Here is a 17,383-nt window from a genome sequence, read left to right as displayed (position 1 = left end):
ACCGTTTTCTTTTGCGTTGGCGCTGCCGAAAGGTGGCGCTTCGTGTTTGATGAAGGATGATGAAATGGTCGACAAAGTGCCGATGACACAGGGTGGATTCGCCAATCTGCAGGAGGAACTGCGCTGGCGGCAGCAAGGAGAGCGCCCGCGAATCATCGAAGCGATCGCCGAGGCCCGTGCCCATGGCGACTTGTCGGAAAACGCTGAATATCATGCTGCCAAGGAAGCGCAGAGCCACAATGAGGGCCGGATCACCGAACTCGAGGATCTGATTGCGCGCGCGGAGGTCATCGATCTTTCCAAGATGTCCGGGTCGAGGATCAAGTTCGGTGCCAAGGTCAAACTCGTCGACGAGGACACCGAAGAGGAGAAGACCTACCAGATCGTCGGCGACCAGGAAGCCGATGTCAAAGCGGGTCGCATTTCGATTTCCTCTCCGATCGCCCGTGCGCTGATCGGCAAGGAAGTTGGCGACTCGATCGAGGTCAATGCGCCTGGCGGCTCCAAGGCCTACGAAATCCTCGCCATCCACTGGGGCTGAACGGCTCCGCGGTCACGAGGGTTGGTTGTGGCAACCCAGGACGTGACCGATGTTACCAAGGGCGGGGTGCGATCATCCCGCTTAAAGGGGCGTGAGGCTCGCTCCGTCCCCTTCCCCCTTTGCAAATGATGCCCCTTTTGCAAACGATGATTGTCGCATGCGCGAGGAGTGCGCTCACGTGGCCGATATCCAGGACATTGAGGTCATTGCGCCCAATTTCAAGCAGCGCCTCTCCGGCGTCACTTCGACGATCATTCAGCTCGTTCCGATCCAGCGTGCGCTCGGCCAGAAGATTGCGGTTCTTGGCCCTGGCCTTCCGACGACGTTGCCGTCGATCCGGTTTCGGGATCTGATCCATCTGTGGAAGGCTCCGGCGGGCCGGCCTTGCCGCGTCTGGCACGCGCGCCGCAATGTTGAAATGCTGCCGGCGATCATCCTGCGCGATCTTCTGCGCATGAAGATCAGGATCGTCTTCACTTCCGCGTCGCAGCGGCGGCACACGGGATGGAGCAAGTTTCTTATCGGCAGGATGGACGCGGTGATTGCGACAAGCAGCAAGACGGCCGCTTATCTGCAGGTGCCGAATACCGTGATACTGCACGGCATAGACACCAAGCGCTTTCGGCCGGCGACCGACAAAGCGGAAGCAAAACGAGCAGTCGGACTGGATCCCACCAAGAAGATTGCCGGCTGTTTCGGGCGCGTCCGCCGTCAAAAGGGCACCGATCTTTTCGTAGACAGCATGATTGCGCTCCTGCCCAGCCGCCCCGATTGGTGCGCGGTCGTTGCGGGGCGCGCGACCGGACAGCACCTCGCCTTCGAGGCGGAATTGAAGCAACGGGTTGCCAAGGCGGGCCTTGCAGATCGCATCCTCTTCGTCGGAGAGCACACCAATATTCCCGATTGGTACCGGGCGCTCGACCTTTTCATTGCGCCGCAACGCTGGGAGGGCTTCGGTCTGACGCCATTGGAGGCCATGGCAAGCGGCGTCTCGGTGGTGGCAACTGATGTCGGTGCTTTCTCGGAACTGATTGCCGGCGGCGTCGAAGAAACGGGTGTTGTCATTCCAGCCGACGATGTAAACGCCATGGTCGATGGTGCGGCCGCTTTCATGGATGACCTGCCGAGATTGACGACTGCTGGCGCCAATGGGCTGTCGCGGACCTCGGAGAGTTTCGCTATCGAAGGCGAAGCGCGGGCGATAGGCGCCATCTACGAAAGGCTCATGCGCTGAGCGACAGCGAAAAAGACTACCGCTTCGAGGCGAAGAGTTTCAGGTAGGCATCGGTGATGGCCTCTTTGGAAAATTGACTCATCAGCGTCTCGTGCCCGCGCTGGGCAAGCCTTGCCCGCAGCGCATTGTCGTTGGCGATCCTCTCGACCGCGTGCGCGAAACCGTCCGCATCGCCGATATCGACCATCAGACCGTTTTCCCCGTCCCGCATGAACCATTGAGGCCCCTCGGAGCGGCTTGAGACGACCGGTGTTCCCTGCGCCCAGGCCTCCAGAATGACGTTGCCAAGTGGCTCGTGGCTCGAAGCCATGACGAATATGTCGGCTGCCGCGAGAAAGGGCCTTGTGTCCTTCTGCCATCCGGCGAAGCGCACCCGGGCGGCGACACCGAGATCGGTTGCAAGCTTGTGAAGGTTGTCCCGCTCCTCACCATCACCGAGCAGCCAAAGGTAAGTGCCGGGCACCTTGGCGATCGCCTGGATCAGCGTATGGAAACCCTTGCGTTCGACAAACCGCCCCATCGACATGACGACCGGAGCTTCCTCCGGCGTGTCGAGCGTCGCCCGACTGACTGGTTCAACACGCTCGGCGTTGGTGAAGTTCGAGATGATCTCGATCTCCCGCTTCCAGCCGAGCCTGCGAACGTGCTCGGCAATGCCGGGCGTGTTGCAGACGAGGCAGTCGGTGTTGCGAAAATAGTCGAGGCGTGGCGGGTAGTCGCCGAGCCGGGAAATCTTGATGCAGCCTTTGTAGTCCGGCATCAGTTCGCTGGCGCGCGGTGCCCAGGCCATCAGGGCGTCCGGCCTGTCGCGCCGCGCCATGTGCATAACCTTGCGCGGCAGGAGGAGGCGATCCAGCGACAGGTTCCGGAAGTGGCTTTCCACAATCCTGGTCGCGCCTTCGATTTCCGGACGCCAAAGACGGTGCGGTCGGATAACGGACGTCTGCTCCACGCCGCGTTCGGCAAGTGAGTTGACGAGATGGACGAAGAAACGCTCGGCGCCACCATCCTTGCCGAAATGGAAGTGCATGACCTTCATCGCTTACGCCGTACTCTGGAGAAGAGTTCGAGATAGGCGTCGGTAATCGCCTGCTCGGAAAAGCGCGTGCGTAAGGTTTCGCGGCCGCCGGCACTCAATCTTTCCCGGAGCTCCGGATCGTCGCGTAGTCGACGGATTGCGTTCGCCAACCCCTCGTCGTCGCCGCGGTCCACCATCAGCGCGTCGACTTCGTCCGTCATCACCCAGGATGGCCCCTCCGCGCGCGAGGAGATCGTCGCCTTTCCGGCGCCCCAGCCTTCGAAGCAGACGTTGCCGAGCGGTTCATGCGAAGAATTGATGACGAAGACGTCACCGGCAGCGAGATAGCCGTAGGCATTGGTCTGCCAGCCTGCAAACCGGACGCGATCGCGAAGCCCCAACTCGTCCGTCAGACGTTCGAGCCGCTCGCGTTCCGGCCCGTCGCCGACGAGCCAAAGATAGGCCCCGTCGACTTTCTTGATCGCACGGATTAGCCCGTCGAAACCCTTGCGTGTGACGAACCGGCCCATGCCGACGACCACGAATGCGTCGGCCGGTGTCTGCATTTCCTTACGCGCGATGGGAGCGACCGGTATCGCCCGGGTGAAATTCGCGATGACTTCGATGTCGCGGTTCCATCCGAGCTCGCGAACCTTCGCAGCCATGTCCGGAGTGATGCAAACCAGCGTCTCCACGTTGGTGTAATAGCCGAGATGCTCGGGATAATCGCCGAGACGAGCGATGCGGAAGGCGTCCCTGTATGCCGGCATGAAACGACTTGCCCGCAATTGCCACGCCATGATGACGTCTGGCCGGAACTCGCGGAGGATGCGCCGCATCCGCCACTGCAGAAGGAATCGCGAAAGCGATATCCTGCGGAAGATACCTTCGTAGACTGTGGCGCTGCCTTCGATATCCTTGCGCCAACTGCGGTCGGGCCGGATGAGCACGCGTTGTTCGACGCCCCTGTCATGCAGGGCATTGACGAGGTTGACGAAGAATCGTTCCGCTCCGCCTTCCTTGCCGAAGTGAATATGCATGACCTTCATCGGTTACCTTTCGAGGCTTGGATCACGTTTCCCGGAATTCACCTAGTGGGAAAGCGCGTCGTCGGTATTCGGCCGTGCCTTGAGAGCGTGCCTTTGATAGATCTTGGCCGCCGTCAGAAATGCATAGACGGCTCCCGTCATAGCCTCGATGAAACCCGGCAGGCCGCAGCGCCAAAGGCCGTTACGAAAATAGAGGCGAAAGAAATAAAGCGGTGGACCGAAGACGAGCTTGTAGGACCTGCGAGCCTTGCCCGCTTCAAACTGTTGGTCGGCTTTCAGGCTTGAGTACTTGTTTTCCTTAAGAATCTGCTCGTCCATCACCAGCGGCCGGAAATGAAGGAGGCTGCCGGAGCGGGCGTTCTCGACCTTGCCGTCCGGTACGATGCCTTCGTGCACCTTCTGGCTGAGATCGTATCGCCCCCTGCCCCGGCGGATCAGGCGCAGGTTCCTCCGCTCGTGCACCTTTACCGGCGTATAGCCATAGCCGATCAGGTAGGGTCGTCGCGCGACGCGCCAGCCCACCGTGTCCTCGGGGGCCTGGAGAAGGTCAGGCAAAAGCTTGCGCAGCGGCGCATCCAGCCGTTCATCCGCATCGATGTTCAAGCACCAAGGCTGGCTGCATTGCTCCAGCGCGAACTGCTTCTGTCCTGCATAGCCGCGCCACGGTTCATACATGAATCGGATCGGCCAGCCTTTGTCGATGTAGGATTGCACCAGGCCCGCCGTGCCGTCGATTGAGCCCGAATCGACGATGACGATCTCGGCGCATTGATCGAGGCTTTCGATGCAATTGCCTAGATAGCCCTCTTCATTGAGGCAGATGATGAAAGCGGAAAGCGGAAGCCTGGACGTCACGCCGATGCCTTTTCAAGCTGTTTGCGAAATGCGCCGGCCCGGCCTACGAAACATTCCGGTACTTTCCCCGAGCGGGAGCGTGTTTTCACGAGTATTTTCCTACAGCGGCCGCAGGCCGAAAGCGGCGAGCGCCGGCCGCGCGGCTAGATTTCCACCTGGCACGCGTCCTTCACCTGGCGGATCGTCAGCATCGTGCGCACCGTATCGACATTGTCGGTTGCCGTTAGCTCCTCAATAACGAAATCCTGGAAGCTCGCAAGGTTCTCGGCCACGCACTGCAGCAGAAAGTCGGATTCGCCCGAGACCATCCATGCCTCGCGGACGAGCGGCCATGAAGCGGTGCGGGCGGCGAATGCTTTCAGATTCGCGTCCGATTGATGCTTAAGGCCGACCATGCAGAAGGCAACGAGGTCGTAGCCGAGCGCCGACGCGTTGAGGAGCGCGCGGTAGCCGCGAATGACACCGGCTTCCTCCAGCTTGCGGACGCGACGCAGACAAGGGGGCGCCGAAATGCCCACGCGCTCGGCGAGCTCGACATTCGTCATCCGGCCGTTGCTCTGCAGTTCGCGCAGTATTTTCATATCGATGGCATCGAGCTCGACGCGTATGACCATTGCCTAGCATCCCCATTTTTTCATCGGCCTTGGCGAAGAGGCCTTATATGCCCGCCAGCTAGATCGTCGAGCGGGCCGGGCGGCCCCTGCCGCACCTGCCCCGACGAAATGTTGCGCCAATCGCCGCCTCAAACCTGCAAGTGGACGATAGCGCCGTTGCCACGAATGCGACAGGTCTGCCATTGCTGCAAGCGGCCAATTTCGTTCCGGTGAGTAGCATGCAACCGGGCGCCAAAACGAGAGCGCTCACTGCCGCATGCACAAAAACCTTCGGATAGGCCCCTGTAAGAAACCGAGCGAGTACACTCGTTGCGGCGGAATCGCGCATGGTTGTCGGCCGAAACCTTGAAAACGATGCAAAAATGCCCGATCTGGTGCCAAAACGCTGCCCATACCCCAAGCACTTGTGTGTATCGGCGGCCGCACCCTTGAAAGTACGAGCGGTGAATACCTAAAGTAAGGCGATATTTTGCCAGTAACCACGGAACCGGATGATGCTGCCTCGGCTCTCCGGCCTATCAAGGACACGTTCATGACCGCCCGCCATACCAAAGTGCTGATCATCGGCTCCGGCCCTGCTGGCTATACTGCGGCGATCTACACGGCACGCGCCATGCTTTCGCCGGTGCTGATCGCGGGCTTGGAACAGGGCGGCCAATTGATGATCACCACGGACGTGGAGAACTATCCCGGCTACGCCGATCCGGTCCAGGGACCCTGGATGATGGAACAGATGCTGAAGCAGGCGACGCATGTCGGCGCGGAGATCGTCAATGATCTTGTCACCGATGTCGATATTTCCGTCCGTCCCTTTCGCATCAAGACCGATAGCGGCAACGACTGGACGACGGATGCATTGATCATTGCCACCGGCGCCAAGGCGAAGTGGCTCGGCATCGAAACCGAACCGACCTTCATGGGCTTCGGCGTTTCGGCGTGCGCCACCTGTGATGGCTTCTTCTATCGGAACAAGGATGTTATCGTTGTCGGCGGCGGCAATTCCGCCGTGGAAGAAGCGCTCTACCTTTCGAATCTGGCAAAGACCGTCACCGTCGTTCATCGCCGCGACTCCTTCCGGGCGGAAAAGATCCTTCAGGAGCGTCTCTTCGCTAAACCGAACGTGAAGGTCATCTGGGATCACGAGGTCATCGAATATCTCGGTACGCCCGCAAAGCCGCCGATGCCCGCTTCGGTCAACGGCGTGAAGCTTCGCAACACCAAGACCGGCGAAACCACGGACATGGTGACAGATGGCGTATTCGTCGCGATTGGTCACGCGCCAGCGGTGGAGTTGTTCAAGGGCAAGCTTCGCCAGAAGCCGAACGGCTATCTCTGGACCGCGCCGGATTCGACGGCGACCGATGTCCCTGGCGTGTTTGCTGCCGGTGATGTCACCGACGACGTCTATCGCCAGGCAGTCACTGCGGCTGGCTTGGGCTGCATGGCGGCGCTGGAGGCGGAGAAATATCTGGCGGGTCATATGCCCGTCGCAATTGCAGCCGAATAGAAGCTGCGAATCGGGGCGCGCGCCGTAAGGCGCCGCGTCTCGCGTGGGAACAGGTGCATCAGCCACAACCGGTGGACGATTGTTCAGTCCCCCGGGGTGGTGGTTTATGGGGGCTTTTATGTCGCTAGACTGGGATAAACTGCGCATATTTCATGCGGCGGCCGAGGCAGGCTCGTTCACGCATGCGGCAGACAAACTCCACCTTTCGCAATCGGCCATCAGCCGTCAGGTCAGTTCGCTCGAACAGGACGTCGGCATCAAGCTGTTTCATCGTCACGCGCGCGGGCTCATTCTCACCGAACAGGGCGAGATCCTCTACCGCACCGCGCACGAGGTGCTGATGAAGCTCGAGAGCGTCAAGGTGCAATTGACCGAGACGACCGACAAACCTACCGGCAAGCTGCGCATCACCACCACGGTCGGTCTCGGCCAGGGCTGGCTGACCGACAAGATACAGGAGTTCATGTCGCTGCACCCGGACGTGCAGGTCCAGCTCATCCTCGACAATGAAGAGCTCGACGTGAACATGCGGCACGCCGATTGCGCGATCCGGCTGCGCCAGCCGCAGCAGTCGGATCTGATCCAGCGCAAGCTTTTCACCGTGCACATGCATTTGTATGCCGCGCCGTCCTACATCAACAAACACGGCGAGCCCCAGTCCGTCGAGGATCTGGACAATCACCGGATCATCACCTTCGGTGAGCCCGCGCCCAACTACCTGCTCGATGTGAACTGGCTGGAGATCGCCGGACGCGATGATGACGATCCGCGCATCTCGCACCTGCAGATCAACAGCCAAACGTCGATCAAGCGGGCCTGCCTGCTCGGAATCGGCATCGCCATGCTTCCCGATTATATCGTCGGCCGCGACCCGGGGCTGATTCAGCTCCCGATCAGCGCGGACATCCCCTCGTTCGACACCTATTTCTGCTATCCGGACGAAATGAAGAACGCAGCGAAGCTGAAAGTCTTCCGTGACTATATCGTTGCCAAGGCGCGCAACTGGAATTTTTGACGCCTATCTCGGTTGCTCGAATTCTGGGCAATTGCTCACTGCAGTCGTAAACCGTTGTTTCAAAAAGATATATTCTAACGCGGAAGAAGGCCTTAGCAGCTTAGAGACATTGTGCGCCGCAAAAATGTGCAGGAATGCGCGCACGACATGGCTGTCATGCATATTAAATGATTGCTGCGCGCCCAAAAAAACAGCATACCAAACTCAGCTGATGCATCTTGGTGGCTTCTCCTCCCAGTGCCACCGCAGCAGCTGTTCCCCTCTGGAGGTTCTTATTACCTTCACAACTACAAGGGCCCAAGTTTTCTTGCGGCCCTCTTTTTTTGTCCGCCGTTTGCTCACAGCCGTCAGTTGAGAAAAACGCAGAGCGAGCTATTGAAAGCCGCCATTTCCCTCCCCATATGCCTTTTGGCTGATGCATTGGCGGCATTCTCCTCCCAGCCGCCGCAGCAGCTGTTCCCCTCTGGAGGTTTGAAACCTTCACAACTGTAAGGGCCCAAGTTTTCTTGTGGCCCTCTTTTTTTGCCCGTGAAACAGCGCGACTTCGGATCGATTCCAGAAGGTTGCCGGGCTCTCGAAATCACGGGCATGTGATTTGTATATCGAATTTTCTCGATACATATATCGATGCAACTAGGTACGGCGATTTACAATGGACAAAGACGAAATCCTGAAGGCGTTGGCGCATCCGGCCCGTATGGACATCCTCACATGGCTGAAGGAGCCAGAGGTGCATTTTTCCGCTCAGGAGCATCCTCTTGAGATGGGCGTCTGCGCCGGGCAGTTCGAACGTTGCGGACTGTCGCAATCGACCGTCTCGTCTCACCTCGCAGTACTGCAGCGCGCCGGCTTGGTGACGAACCGCCGTGTTGGCCAATGGGTCTTTTACAAGCGCAACGAGGAAACGATCGCCGAGTTCCTGAAGGCTATCGGCAACCTTTGACGCCATTCTTCCTCCCAAGTCTCAACCGAAACGGAAAGGACATTTCATGGCTTCTCTTTTCGACCCGATTACGATCGGCGACGTCACGCTCAAGAACCGTGTCGTGATGGCTCCGCTCACCCGCAATCGCTCGCCGAAAGCGGTCCCCAATACGCTGAACGCCACCTACTACGAGCAGCGCGCTTCCGCCGGCTTGCTGATTACCGAAGCGACGGCGATCACCCAGCAGGGGCAAGGCTATGCGGACGTTCCGGGCCTCTATACGCCCGAGGCGCTCGAAGGTTGGCGCAAGGTGACGGATGCCGTTCACAAGGCTGGCGGCAAGATCGTCGTCCAGATGTGGCATGTCGGCCGTATTTCGTACACCTCTCTCCAGCCAAATGGCGGTCAGCCCGTGGCTCCGTCGGCGATCCGGGCAAAGTCGAAGACCTATCTTGTAAACGGGGACGGAACCGGCAGCTTCGCCGAAACGTCTGAGCCTCGCGCGCTGGAACTGGCGGAAATTGCCGGCATCGTCGAAGACTACCGCAAGGCCGCGCGCGCCGCGATCGATGTCGGGTTCGACGGTGTCGAAATTCACGCCGCGAACGGTTATCTGATCGACCAGTTCCTTCGCTCCAGCTCCAACAAGCGCACCGACGCCTATGGCGGCTCGATCGAGAATCGCGCGCGCTTTCTCTTCGAGGTCGTTGACGTGATCACGAAGGAGATCGGAGCGGGCCGTGTGGGTATCCGCATTTCGCCGGTCACTCCGTCCAATGATGCCTTTGACCCGGAGCCGCAGGCACTCTTCACCTACGTGGTGGAAAAGCTCGCTCGCTATCAGCTCGCCTATATTCACGTCGTTGAAGGTGCGACGGGCGGCGCGCGCGATCACCAGCAGGGCGATCGCCCCTTCGACTACGCCGGGCTGCGCGCTGCTTACGCCGCCGTCGGCGGCAAGGCTGCCTGGATGGCGAACAATGGATACGATCGCGACCTCGCGGCCAGAACCGTCGAAAGTGGTGAGGCCGATCTGGTCGCTTTCGGCAAGCCGTTCATTGCCAACCCGGATCTCGTCCGCCGGCTGAAGGATGGCGCCCCGCTCAATGCGCCCGATCAGACAACCTTCTACGGCGGCGGCGCAAAGGGATATACCGACTATCCGCTACTTGAGCAGGTGGCTTGAGACCTAAACCCGAACGGAGGGCCCCGCAACGCGGGGCCCTTTCGAGTAAAGAAATGCTCATCGTGTCCTAATGTTTGCTTCCTGGATTAAGAAATGGTCGCTCGTGCCTGAAGGCGAGGCGATCACCACCCGTTCGAGCCAGCTGCTGCCGGTACGCTGGCGTGGCCTGCCGGCAATGCTCAAGATTGCGCAGGAAGCGGAGGAAAAATTCGGCGGGCGGCTCATGCAATGGTGGGATGGTCACGGAGCCGCACGCGTCTATGCCGAGGAGGGTGAAGCCATTCTCCTGGAACGCGCGGAGAGCCGGCGGTCTCTTTTCCACATGGCCATGACCGGCGGCGATGATGCTGCAACCCGTGTCATTTGCCGCACGGTCGCCGCGCTGCATGCTCCCCGCTCGACGCCGCTTCCGGAACTCGTCCCGCTCGAGCGATGGTTTGAGGCACTGGAGCCGGTGGCGCGTGCCGAGGGCGGCCTGTTCGAGATCTGCGCTGGCGCAGCAAGAGCGCTATTCTCTGATCCTCATCCGCCGAGCGTGCTGCACGGCGACATTCACCATGGGAACATTCTCGATTTCGGTGAACGCGGCTGGCTCGCCATCGATCCAAAACGCCTCCACGGAGAGCGTGGCTTCGACTACGCGAACCTTTTTTGTAATCCCGAGTTGCCGATCGCCACGGCTCCCGGCCGATTGGAGAAACAACTCGCTGTCGTGACGGATGAGGCATCGCTCGAACCGCGGCGTGTTCTTCAGTGGGTCCTCGCCTATGCCGGCCTATCGGCCGCCTGGTTTCTTGAGGACGGCGAAAGTGCCGAACATCCGCTTGCAATGGCGGAGATTGCCGCGGCTGCCTTGAACCGCTAAAGCTCACGGCGTTCTCGATGGCGCCGCGTAGCAGCGCTCTGGATCGACAGCAGTCAGGGAGAGCAACATGCAGATCAGGGATGCGGCTGATAGCGATCTCGAAGCCATTCGTGACATCTACAACGATGCAGTGGCGAACACGACAGCGATCTGGAACGAGACACTCGTGGATGTCGCCAATCGTGCAGCCTGGCTCAAGGCGCGAAAGTCGGCCGGTTTCCCCGTGCTCGTTGCCGTCTCCGACGCGGGCGAAATTATCGGCTACGCCTCCTTCGGCGAATGGCGTGCCTTCGACGGCTATCGCCACACGGTCGAGCATTCGGTCTATGTGCGCAGCGATCGGCGCGGTGGCGGTGTCGGGCGAGCGTTGATGGTCGCGCTCATCGAGCGCGCCGAGGCACTTGGTAAGCATGTGATGGTCGCCGGGATCGAAGCGAGCAACCTCCCCTCGATCCGGCTGCATGAGCAGTTGGGCTTCGAGCAAACTGGCCATATGAAGGAAGTCGGCACGAAGTTCGGCCGCTGGCTTGATCTGACCTTCATGCAACTGATCCTGCGCACCGGTTCGCCACGCTGAGGTTGTCTTCGCCTGTTTTTCGTTATCGGCGAAGATGCTATGTATGCTCACTCGTTCGTCACTGAGGAGCCGCATGGTCGAACAGAGCAGAGCGCGCAGATGCCGCATCTGGGGCAACCGAATGGGACGTCTGGCGCGCGCTGCCGGGGCCGCGTTGTCGCTCGCAGTTGGCCTTTGCGCGACGGTCTCAGGTGCTGCCCAGGCCCGCACCGATGCGCCACCGGTCCCTGCGCGAAAGTGCCTCTATTCGGGCGTCTCCGCGGCAAACCCGTCTCTTCGTCTCTGCATCAGCCCCGACAATTTTGCACGAGATGTTTGCGGCATCATTGAACACTATGCCCTAGCGAACGACCTGCCCGCGCCTTTCTTCGCCCGGTTGATCTGGCGCGAAAGCCTTTTTCAACCGGACGCCATCAGTCCGAAGGGTGCCGAGGGAATTGCCCAGTTCATGCCGGCAACGGCAAAGCTGCGCGGCTTGGCGGACAGTTTCGATGCTGTGGCGGCGCTCGGCAAATCGGCGGAGTATTTGAGTGAGCTGAAATCGCGCTATGGCAATCTTGGCTTTGCCGCGGCGGCCTACAATGCTGGTGAGGCAGGCCTTGAGCGCTTCCTCGATAACGACCGGCTCCCCTACGAGACGCGCGATTACGTTTTGGCGATCACAGCCTATCCCGTCGAAGACTGGCGCGACAATCCACCGAAGTTGCTCAATCTTGAGCTCGACAAGGACAAGAGCTTCCTTGATGGCTGCGTCGCGCTAGCCAATACCCGTCGGTTGCGCGAGCTCGTCATAGCCGACGAGGCCGTCTGGGCGCCTTGGGGTGTCCAGCTGTCGGCGCATTACCAGAAGTCCGTTGCGCAGCGCTTGTTCTTGCACGCGGTGAAGAGACTGCCGGCGCCAATCAACACCGAAAAGGCGGTCCTCGTGCGGGAGCGCAACGGCGCCTTCGGAGCGAGAAGACGGTACGCGGCCCGCATCGGTAGGCAGACGCGCGCCGAGGCAAACGAGCTTTGCGCCGCCGTTCGCAAGAGCGGCGGCGCCTGTATCGTTTTCAAGAACTGACGCTCAGGCGTCCCGGCGCGGTCGACAACTGCATTCCGCAATCCCGCGGGAGGCAACCGAGCGAGGCGAGAGTTGCCGTAACCGCGTCGTCTATCGCCGTCTGCGGCTCCTCACCGAGCGTGGCGATCAGCCTATCATTCCGCATCTCGAGCGGCTCGCGCCAAAGATAGCGCATTTCCCTGAGCTCCTTAAAAAGCGGCACGAAGGGTGACGCAAAGGCGACGAGCCACCAGGGAAACCTTTTGACCTTGAGGTCAGGCTTCCCGACAGCGCGCCTGATGGCCGCAATCATCTCGGTGCCGTCGTCATCGAAGAAACCGCGCATATGGTAGACCGCAAATGGCGGAAGGCTCTCCGCCCGCTCGATCAGCCTGATCATCGTCTCCGCGACGTCAGGCAAATAGGCCCATTGGTGGGCAGTTCCCTTCTTCCCGGGATAGCTGATCGCCGTAAGCGGTCTTCCGGGCTTCACCAAGCCTTGAGAGAACCAATTGTTGGCGGCGCCCGGGCCAAAGAAGTCCCCTGCCCGCAGAATGACGACACGAACACCGGCCTCGGACGCAGCCTTCAGTCTTGCTTCCATTTCCTTGCGGATGGCGCCCTTTTCCGTTCGTGGGTTCTGTGATGCATTTTCTTCAAGCACCGGGAAGGCGTCTGGCCCGAAATTGTAGATCGTACCGGGCAAGACGACGCGCGCACCGACAGCATTGGCGGCGGCGATCGTGTTATCGAGCATCGGCAATACGAGTTCGCCCCAGTTGCGATAGCCGGGCGGGTTGACCGCGTGGATGATGACCGCCGCGCCCTTGGCTGCAGCTCTCACGTCGGCGGCGTTCATCGCGTCGCCCTGGATCCATTCAAAGGCCGGTGCTCTTTTGGACGCCTTTGCTGCGTCCCGATTCAATGCCCGGACCGTCCACCCGCGAAGGTGAAAGCCGCGGGCGACCTCGCCGCCTATCCCGCCGGTTGCGCCCAGCACGAGCACTGTTCCCGTCTTGTCCTGCGTTTCCGTCATGTTTTCTCTCCATCGTTCTGGATGGGTTGAGGATCGTCGGTATTCAGGTCAAACGGAATTGTCGAAATGGCTATCGCAGCTATACTTAAATTTATGAACAAGGCTGAGCCTAGCTGGGATTTTTACCGCACCTTTCTCATGGTGCTGAGCGAAGGGTCGCTGTCAGCGGCAGCGCGCGAACTTGGGCTGACGCAGCCGACCGTCGGCCGTCACATCGACGCGTTGGAAGAAGCCCTCGGTTTCCCGCTGTTCACGCGCTCGCCGCAGGGATTGCTGCCGACCGATGCAGCCTTGGAACTGAAGCCCTATGCCGAGGCCCTGGCGTCCACCTCCTCCGCCCTGCTCCGTGCCGCCTCCGGACAGCATGGCGCGATTGGCGGAACCGTGCGCGTCAGCGCCAGCGAGGTGATCGGCGTCGAGGTCTTGCCGGCGATCCTCGCCGAACTCAACCGGGCATATCCGGACCTCTCCATCGAGCTTTCCGCATCGGACGCCGTCGAGGATCTCTTGCGTCAGGAGGCCGATATCGCCGTGCGTATGGTCAGACCGGAACAGGATGCGCTGGTCGCTCTGCATATCGGCGCTGTGCCGCTCGGCTTCCACGCGCATCGGTCCTATCTCGACCGTCGCGGCGTGCCTGAAACGATCGATGATCTCTCCCGCCACAGCCTGATCGGTTTCGATCGGCAAACCGCCGCAATCCGCGCCATAATGGCAAGGACGCCGAACTTGCCGTCAGCGCGATTTGCGTTGAAAACCGACAGCAATGTCGCGCAGCTCGCGGCGATCCGTGCCGGCTTCGGCATCGGCATCTGCCAGAACGCCCTTGCAACCCGCGATCCTCAGCTTGTCCATGTGCTTGCCGACACCTTCGAGATGAAGCTCGAAACCTGGCTCGTGATGCACGAAAACTTGCGCGCGAGCCCGCGCTGCCGTGTCACCTTTGACGCTTTGGCCAAGGGACTCAAAGCCTATATCCGGCAATAACGCCAACCGATGGAGGCCAACAAAAAGCCCGCCGGTAAGGGCGGGCTTTTCAGTCTCTCAGGTAGTGTGATCAGTCTTCAGAAGCTTCAGGTGGCTCCGGCGCGATACCTTCGCCAAGCGCGGCGTCGACAACTTCGTCCTCGCCGTCCGGTTCGCTGATCCGCTCGACCGATACGACCTTCTCATCCTTGGCCGTCGAGAAGATCGTAACGCCCTTTGTTGCGCGGCTGGCCAAACGGATACCGTTGACGGGCACTCGTATGAGCTGACCGCCGTCTGAGACGAGCATGATCTGATCGTTGAGCTCGATCGGGAATGCGGCGACCAGTTCGCCGATCTCCGCCGTCTTCGACGTGTCGGTGGCGCGAATGCCCTTGCCGCCGCGGCCGGAGGTGCGGAAATCGTAAGAGGACGAACGCTTGCCGAAGCCTTTCACCGAGACCGTCAGCACGAACTGTTCGCGTGCCTTCAGTTCCTCGTAGCGCTCGTTGGAAAGCTCGCCGCCGTCGGTGACTTCTTCGCCGACCAGAGCGATCTCCTCTTCTTCGCCGTTCGTGCGCCGCTCGGCCGCTGCGCGCTTCAGATAGGCCGCACGCTCCCAAGGTTCGGCATCGACATGGCCGACGATCGCCATCGAGATGATCCGGTCGTTGTCGCCGAGCGAGATGCCGCGCACGCCGATCGAATTGCGGCCGGCAAAGACGCGTACGTCAGAGACCGGGAAGCGGATGCATTGGCCGAGCGCCGTCGTCAGCAGCACATCGTCGAGCTCGGTGCAGGTGTCGACCGACAGGATTTCGTCGCCCTCCTCGTCGAGCTTCATCGCGATCTTGCCGTTGCGGTTGACCTGCACGAAGTCCGAGAGCTTGTTTCGGCGGACCGTGCCGCGCGTGGTCGAGAACATGACGTCCAGGTTTTCCCAGGTCGTTTCGTCCTCGGGCAGCGGCATGATCGTGGTGATGCGTTCGCCGGGTTCGAGCGGAAGCATGTTGATCAGCGCCTTGCCGCGCGATTGCGGTGTGCCGATCGGCAGCCGCCAGACCTTCTCCTTGTAGACGATACCGCGCGAGGAGAAGAACAGCACCGGCGTATGGGTGTTGGCAACGAATAGCCGGGTAACGAAATCCTCGTCCCGCGTCGCCATGCCGGATCGGCCCTTGCCGCCACGGCGCTGCGCCCTGTAGGTCGTCAGCGGCACGCGCTTGATATAGCCAAGGTGGGAAACCGTCACCACCATGTCTTCCTGCGCGATCAGGTCTTCGTCATCCATATCGGGTCCGCCTTCGGCGATTTCGGTGCGCCGGGGCGTTCCGAATTCGTCGCGGACAGCTTCCATTTCCTGCTTGACGATCGACATGATGCGCAGACGAGACGAGAGGATATCGAGGTAGTCCTTGATCTCCTCGCCGATCTTGTTGAGTTCGTCGCCGATTTCGTCGCGGCCGAGCGCGGTCAGGCGCTGCAGGCGCAGGTCGAGGATGGCGCGGGCCTGCTCTTCCGACAGGTTGTAGGTGCCGTCGTCATTGATGCGGTGACGCGGATCGTCGATCAGACGAATGAGCGCATCGACGTCATGTGCCGGCCAGCGGCGCTCCATCAACTGCTCGCGCGCGGTCTGCGGATCGGGCGCGTGGCGGATCAGCTTGATGACTTCATCGATGTTCGCGACCGCGATGGCAAGGCCGACCAACACGTGCGCGCGTTCGCGCGCCTTGCGCAGCAGAAATTTCGTTCTCCGGCTAACGACTTCTTCACGGAAGGACACGAAGGCGCGCAGCATGTCGAGCAGCGTCATCTGCTCCGGCTTGCCGCCGTTGAGCGCCACCATGTTACAGCCGAACGAGGTCTGCAGCGGGGTGTAGCGGTAGAGCTGGTTGAGGATGACCTCGGCATTGGCGTCGCGCTTCAGTTCGATGACGACGCGGTAGCCTTGGCGGTCGGATTCGTCGCGCAGGTCCGAGATGCCTTCGATGCGCTTGTCGCGCACCAGCTCGGCCATCTTCTCGATCATCGTCGCCTTGTTCACCTGATAGGGGATCTCGGTGATGATGATCTGCTCGCGATCGCCGCGCATTGGCTCGACATGGGCACGTCCGCGCATGATGACGGAGCCGCGGCCGGTCTCGTAGGCCTGGCGGATGCCGGAGCGACCGAGGATCAGGGCGCCGGTCGGAAAATCCGGCCCCGGAATGATCTCCATCAGTTCCGGCAGTTCGATCGCCGGATTATCGATCAGCGCGACGCAGCCGTTGATGACTTCGCCGAGGTTGTGCGGCGGGATGTTCGTCGCCATGCCGACGGCAATGCCGCCTGCGCCGTTCACCAGGAGGTTCGGAAATTTCGCCGGTACGACCACCGGCTCATGCAGAGTGCCGTCGTAGTTGTCGCGGAAATCGACCGTATCCTTGTCGAGGTCGTCGAGCAGCGAATGCGCCGCTTTCTGCAGCCGGCACTCGGTGTAACGTTCGGCTGCCGGTGGATCGCCGTCGATGGAACCGAAATTGCCCTGGCCGTCGATCAGCGGCAATCGCAGCGACCAGTCCTGCGCCATGCGCGCCAGTGCGTCGTAGATCGCCATGTTGCCGTGCGGGTGATATTTACCCATCACGTCACCGGTGACGCGGGCGCACTTGACGTATTTTTTGTTCCAGTCGATGCCGAGCTCGCTCATCCCGTAGAGGATGCGCCGGTGAACGGGTTTCAGACCGTCGCGCACGTCGGGAAGCGCGCGGGAAACGATCACGCTCATGGCGTAATCGAGATAGGACCGCTGCATTTCCTCGATGATGGAAATCGGCTCGATGCCTGGCGGAGTTTTTCCGCCGCCGGGATTGCTTTGTTCAGTCAATGTTGATCACGATCTTTGTTCAGAATCAGTCGGTTTTTTATAGCCGAATGCGGCTCTAAGCGCCAATTTTTGCAGTTGGTTGTG

The 17,383-nt window shown here is 60.6% G+C and carries 16 protein-coding genes; 10 read left to right on the top strand and 6 right to left on the bottom strand.

What is annotated here, in order from left to right:
• The first annotated feature begins 64 nt into the window (after positions 1–64).
• Entirely contained in the window at positions 65–541 is a 477-nt protein-coding gene (gene greA, locus PZN02_RS17015; protein WP_280659124.1) for a transcription elongation factor GreA, read from the top strand.
• Between the two features lie 178 nt (positions 542–719).
• A complete protein-coding gene (locus tag PZN02_RS17010; RefSeq protein WP_280659123.1) occupies positions 720–1,775 on the top strand; it encodes a glycosyltransferase family 4 protein in 1,056 nt (351 codons plus the stop codon).
• A gap of 16 nt (positions 1,776–1,791) precedes the next feature.
• Here the strand turns inward: PZN02_RS17010 and PZN02_RS17005 are convergent, their stop codons facing one another.
• From PZN02_RS17005 to PZN02_RS16990, 4 genes are all read right to left on the bottom strand, one after another.
• A complete protein-coding gene (locus tag PZN02_RS17005; protein WP_280659122.1) occupies positions 1,792–2,814 on the bottom strand; it encodes a glycosyltransferase in 1,023 nt (340 codons plus the stop codon).
• Positions 2,811–3,842, bottom strand: a complete 1,032-nt coding sequence (locus PZN02_RS17000; RefSeq protein WP_280659121.1) for a glycosyltransferase — start codon at positions 3,840–3,842, stop codon at positions 2,811–2,813. The genes PZN02_RS17005 and PZN02_RS17000 overlap by 4 nt, the downstream gene beginning before the upstream one ends.
• Positions 3,843–3,884: 42 nt before the next feature.
• Positions 3,885–4,697, bottom strand: coding sequence for a glycosyltransferase family 2 protein (locus tag PZN02_RS16995; protein WP_280659120.1), 813 nt, complete (start codon positions 4,695–4,697; stop codon positions 3,885–3,887).
• Between the two features lie 143 nt (positions 4,698–4,840).
• A complete protein-coding gene (locus tag PZN02_RS16990; RefSeq protein ID WP_173512992.1) occupies positions 4,841–5,311 on the bottom strand; it encodes an Lrp/AsnC family transcriptional regulator in 471 nt (156 codons plus the stop codon).
• Positions 5,312–5,843: 532 nt separating this feature from the next.
• On the opposite strand from PZN02_RS16990, the gene trxB reads away from it, so the two are divergent.
• From trxB to PZN02_RS16955, 7 genes are all read left to right on the top strand, one after another.
• A complete protein-coding gene (gene trxB, locus PZN02_RS16985; RefSeq protein WP_280659119.1) occupies positions 5,844–6,818 on the top strand; it encodes a thioredoxin-disulfide reductase in 975 nt (324 codons plus the stop codon).
• 118 nt (positions 6,819–6,936) lie between these two features.
• Positions 6,937–7,833, top strand: a complete 897-nt coding sequence (locus PZN02_RS16980; RefSeq protein WP_280659118.1) for a LysR family transcriptional regulator VtlR — start codon at positions 6,937–6,939, stop codon at positions 7,831–7,833.
• A gap of 652 nt (positions 7,834–8,485) precedes the next feature.
• Positions 8,486–8,776 carry an ArsR/SmtB family transcription factor gene (locus PZN02_RS16975; RefSeq protein ID WP_280659117.1) on the top strand — a complete coding sequence of 97 codons (291 nt, stop codon included), beginning with the start codon at positions 8,486–8,488 and terminating at the stop codon, positions 8,774–8,776.
• A 46-nt stretch (positions 8,777–8,822) separates the two neighbouring features.
• Positions 8,823–9,944: an alkene reductase gene (locus PZN02_RS16970; protein WP_280659116.1), complete on the top strand. Its 1,122-nt coding sequence runs from the start codon at positions 8,823–8,825 to the stop codon at positions 9,942–9,944.
• 70 nt (positions 9,945–10,014) lie between these two features.
• Positions 10,015–10,809, top strand: coding sequence for an aminoglycoside phosphotransferase family protein (locus PZN02_RS16965; RefSeq protein WP_280659115.1), 795 nt, complete (start codon positions 10,015–10,017; stop codon positions 10,807–10,809).
• Positions 10,810–10,876: 67 nt separating this feature from the next.
• The gene (locus PZN02_RS16960; RefSeq protein ID WP_280659114.1) at positions 10,877–11,386 is read left to right on the top strand and encodes a GNAT family N-acetyltransferase; all 510 of its coding nucleotides are present in this window, start codon (positions 10,877–10,879) and stop codon (positions 11,384–11,386) included.
• Between the two features lie 121 nt (positions 11,387–11,507).
• Complete coding sequence (locus tag PZN02_RS16955) at positions 11,508–12,449, top strand: lytic transglycosylase domain-containing protein (protein WP_425336255.1); 942 nt, start codon at positions 11,508–11,510, stop codon at positions 12,447–12,449.
• Here PZN02_RS16955 and PZN02_RS16950 read toward each other — a convergent pair.
• Entirely contained in the window at positions 12,439–13,464 is a 1,026-nt protein-coding gene (locus tag PZN02_RS16950; RefSeq protein WP_280659112.1) for an NAD-dependent epimerase/dehydratase family protein, read from the bottom strand. The two genes, PZN02_RS16955 and PZN02_RS16950, sit on opposite strands and share 11 nt — an antisense overlap.
• Positions 13,465–13,530: 66 nt before the next feature.
• On the opposite strand from PZN02_RS16950, the gene PZN02_RS16945 reads away from it, so the two are divergent.
• Complete coding sequence (locus PZN02_RS16945) at positions 13,531–14,451, top strand: LysR family transcriptional regulator (RefSeq protein WP_425336254.1); 921 nt, start codon at positions 13,531–13,533, stop codon at positions 14,449–14,451.
• Between the two features lie 70 nt (positions 14,452–14,521).
• Here PZN02_RS16945 and gyrA read toward each other — a convergent pair whose 3' ends face one another.
• Entirely contained in the window at positions 14,522–17,299 is a 2,778-nt protein-coding gene (gene gyrA / locus PZN02_RS16940) for a DNA gyrase subunit A (RefSeq protein WP_280659111.1), read from the bottom strand.
• Positions 17,300–17,383 lie beyond the last annotated feature (84 nt).

The organism is Sinorhizobium garamanticum, assembly GCF_029892065.1.
GTDB classification, from domain to species: Bacteria; Pseudomonadota; Alphaproteobacteria; order Rhizobiales; family Rhizobiaceae; genus Sinorhizobium; species Sinorhizobium garamanticum.
This window is presented reverse-complemented; position numbering and strand designations above follow the sequence as displayed.

Coding starts and splice junctions, on each gene's coding strand:
- greA (WP_280659124.1), top strand. CDS start 65: ATGGTCGACAAAGTGCCGATGACACAGGGTGGATTCGCCAATCTGCAG.
- PZN02_RS17005 (WP_280659122.1), bottom strand. CDS start 2,814: ATGAAGGTCATGCACTTCCATTTCGGCAAGGATGGTGGCGCCGAGCGT.
- PZN02_RS17000 (WP_280659121.1), bottom strand. CDS start 3,842: ATGAAGGTCATGCATATTCACTTCGGCAAGGAAGGCGGAGCGGAACGA.
- PZN02_RS16990 (WP_173512992.1), bottom strand. CDS start 5,311: ATGGTCATACGCGTCGAGCTCGATGCCATCGATATGAAAATACTGCGC.
- trxB (WP_280659119.1), top strand. CDS start 5,844: ATGACCGCCCGCCATACCAAAGTGCTGATCATCGGCTCCGGCCCTGCT.
- PZN02_RS16980 (WP_280659118.1), top strand. CDS start 6,937: ATGTCGCTAGACTGGGATAAACTGCGCATATTTCATGCGGCGGCCGAG.
- PZN02_RS16975 (WP_280659117.1), top strand. CDS start 8,486: ATGGACAAAGACGAAATCCTGAAGGCGTTGGCGCATCCGGCCCGTATG.
- PZN02_RS16970 (WP_280659116.1), top strand. CDS start 8,823: ATGGCTTCTCTTTTCGACCCGATTACGATCGGCGACGTCACGCTCAAG.
- PZN02_RS16965 (WP_280659115.1), top strand. CDS start 10,015: ATGTTTGCTTCCTGGATTAAGAAATGGTCGCTCGTGCCTGAAGGCGAG.
- PZN02_RS16960 (WP_280659114.1), top strand. CDS start 10,877: ATGCAGATCAGGGATGCGGCTGATAGCGATCTCGAAGCCATTCGTGAC.
- PZN02_RS16955 (WP_425336255.1), top strand. CDS start 11,508: ATGGGACGTCTGGCGCGCGCTGCCGGGGCCGCGTTGTCGCTCGCAGTT.
- PZN02_RS16950 (WP_280659112.1), bottom strand. CDS start 13,464: ATGACGGAAACGCAGGACAAGACGGGAACAGTGCTCGTGCTGGGCGCA.
- PZN02_RS16945 (WP_425336254.1), top strand. CDS start 13,531: ATGGCTATCGCAGCTATACTTAAATTTATGAACAAGGCTGAGCCTAGC.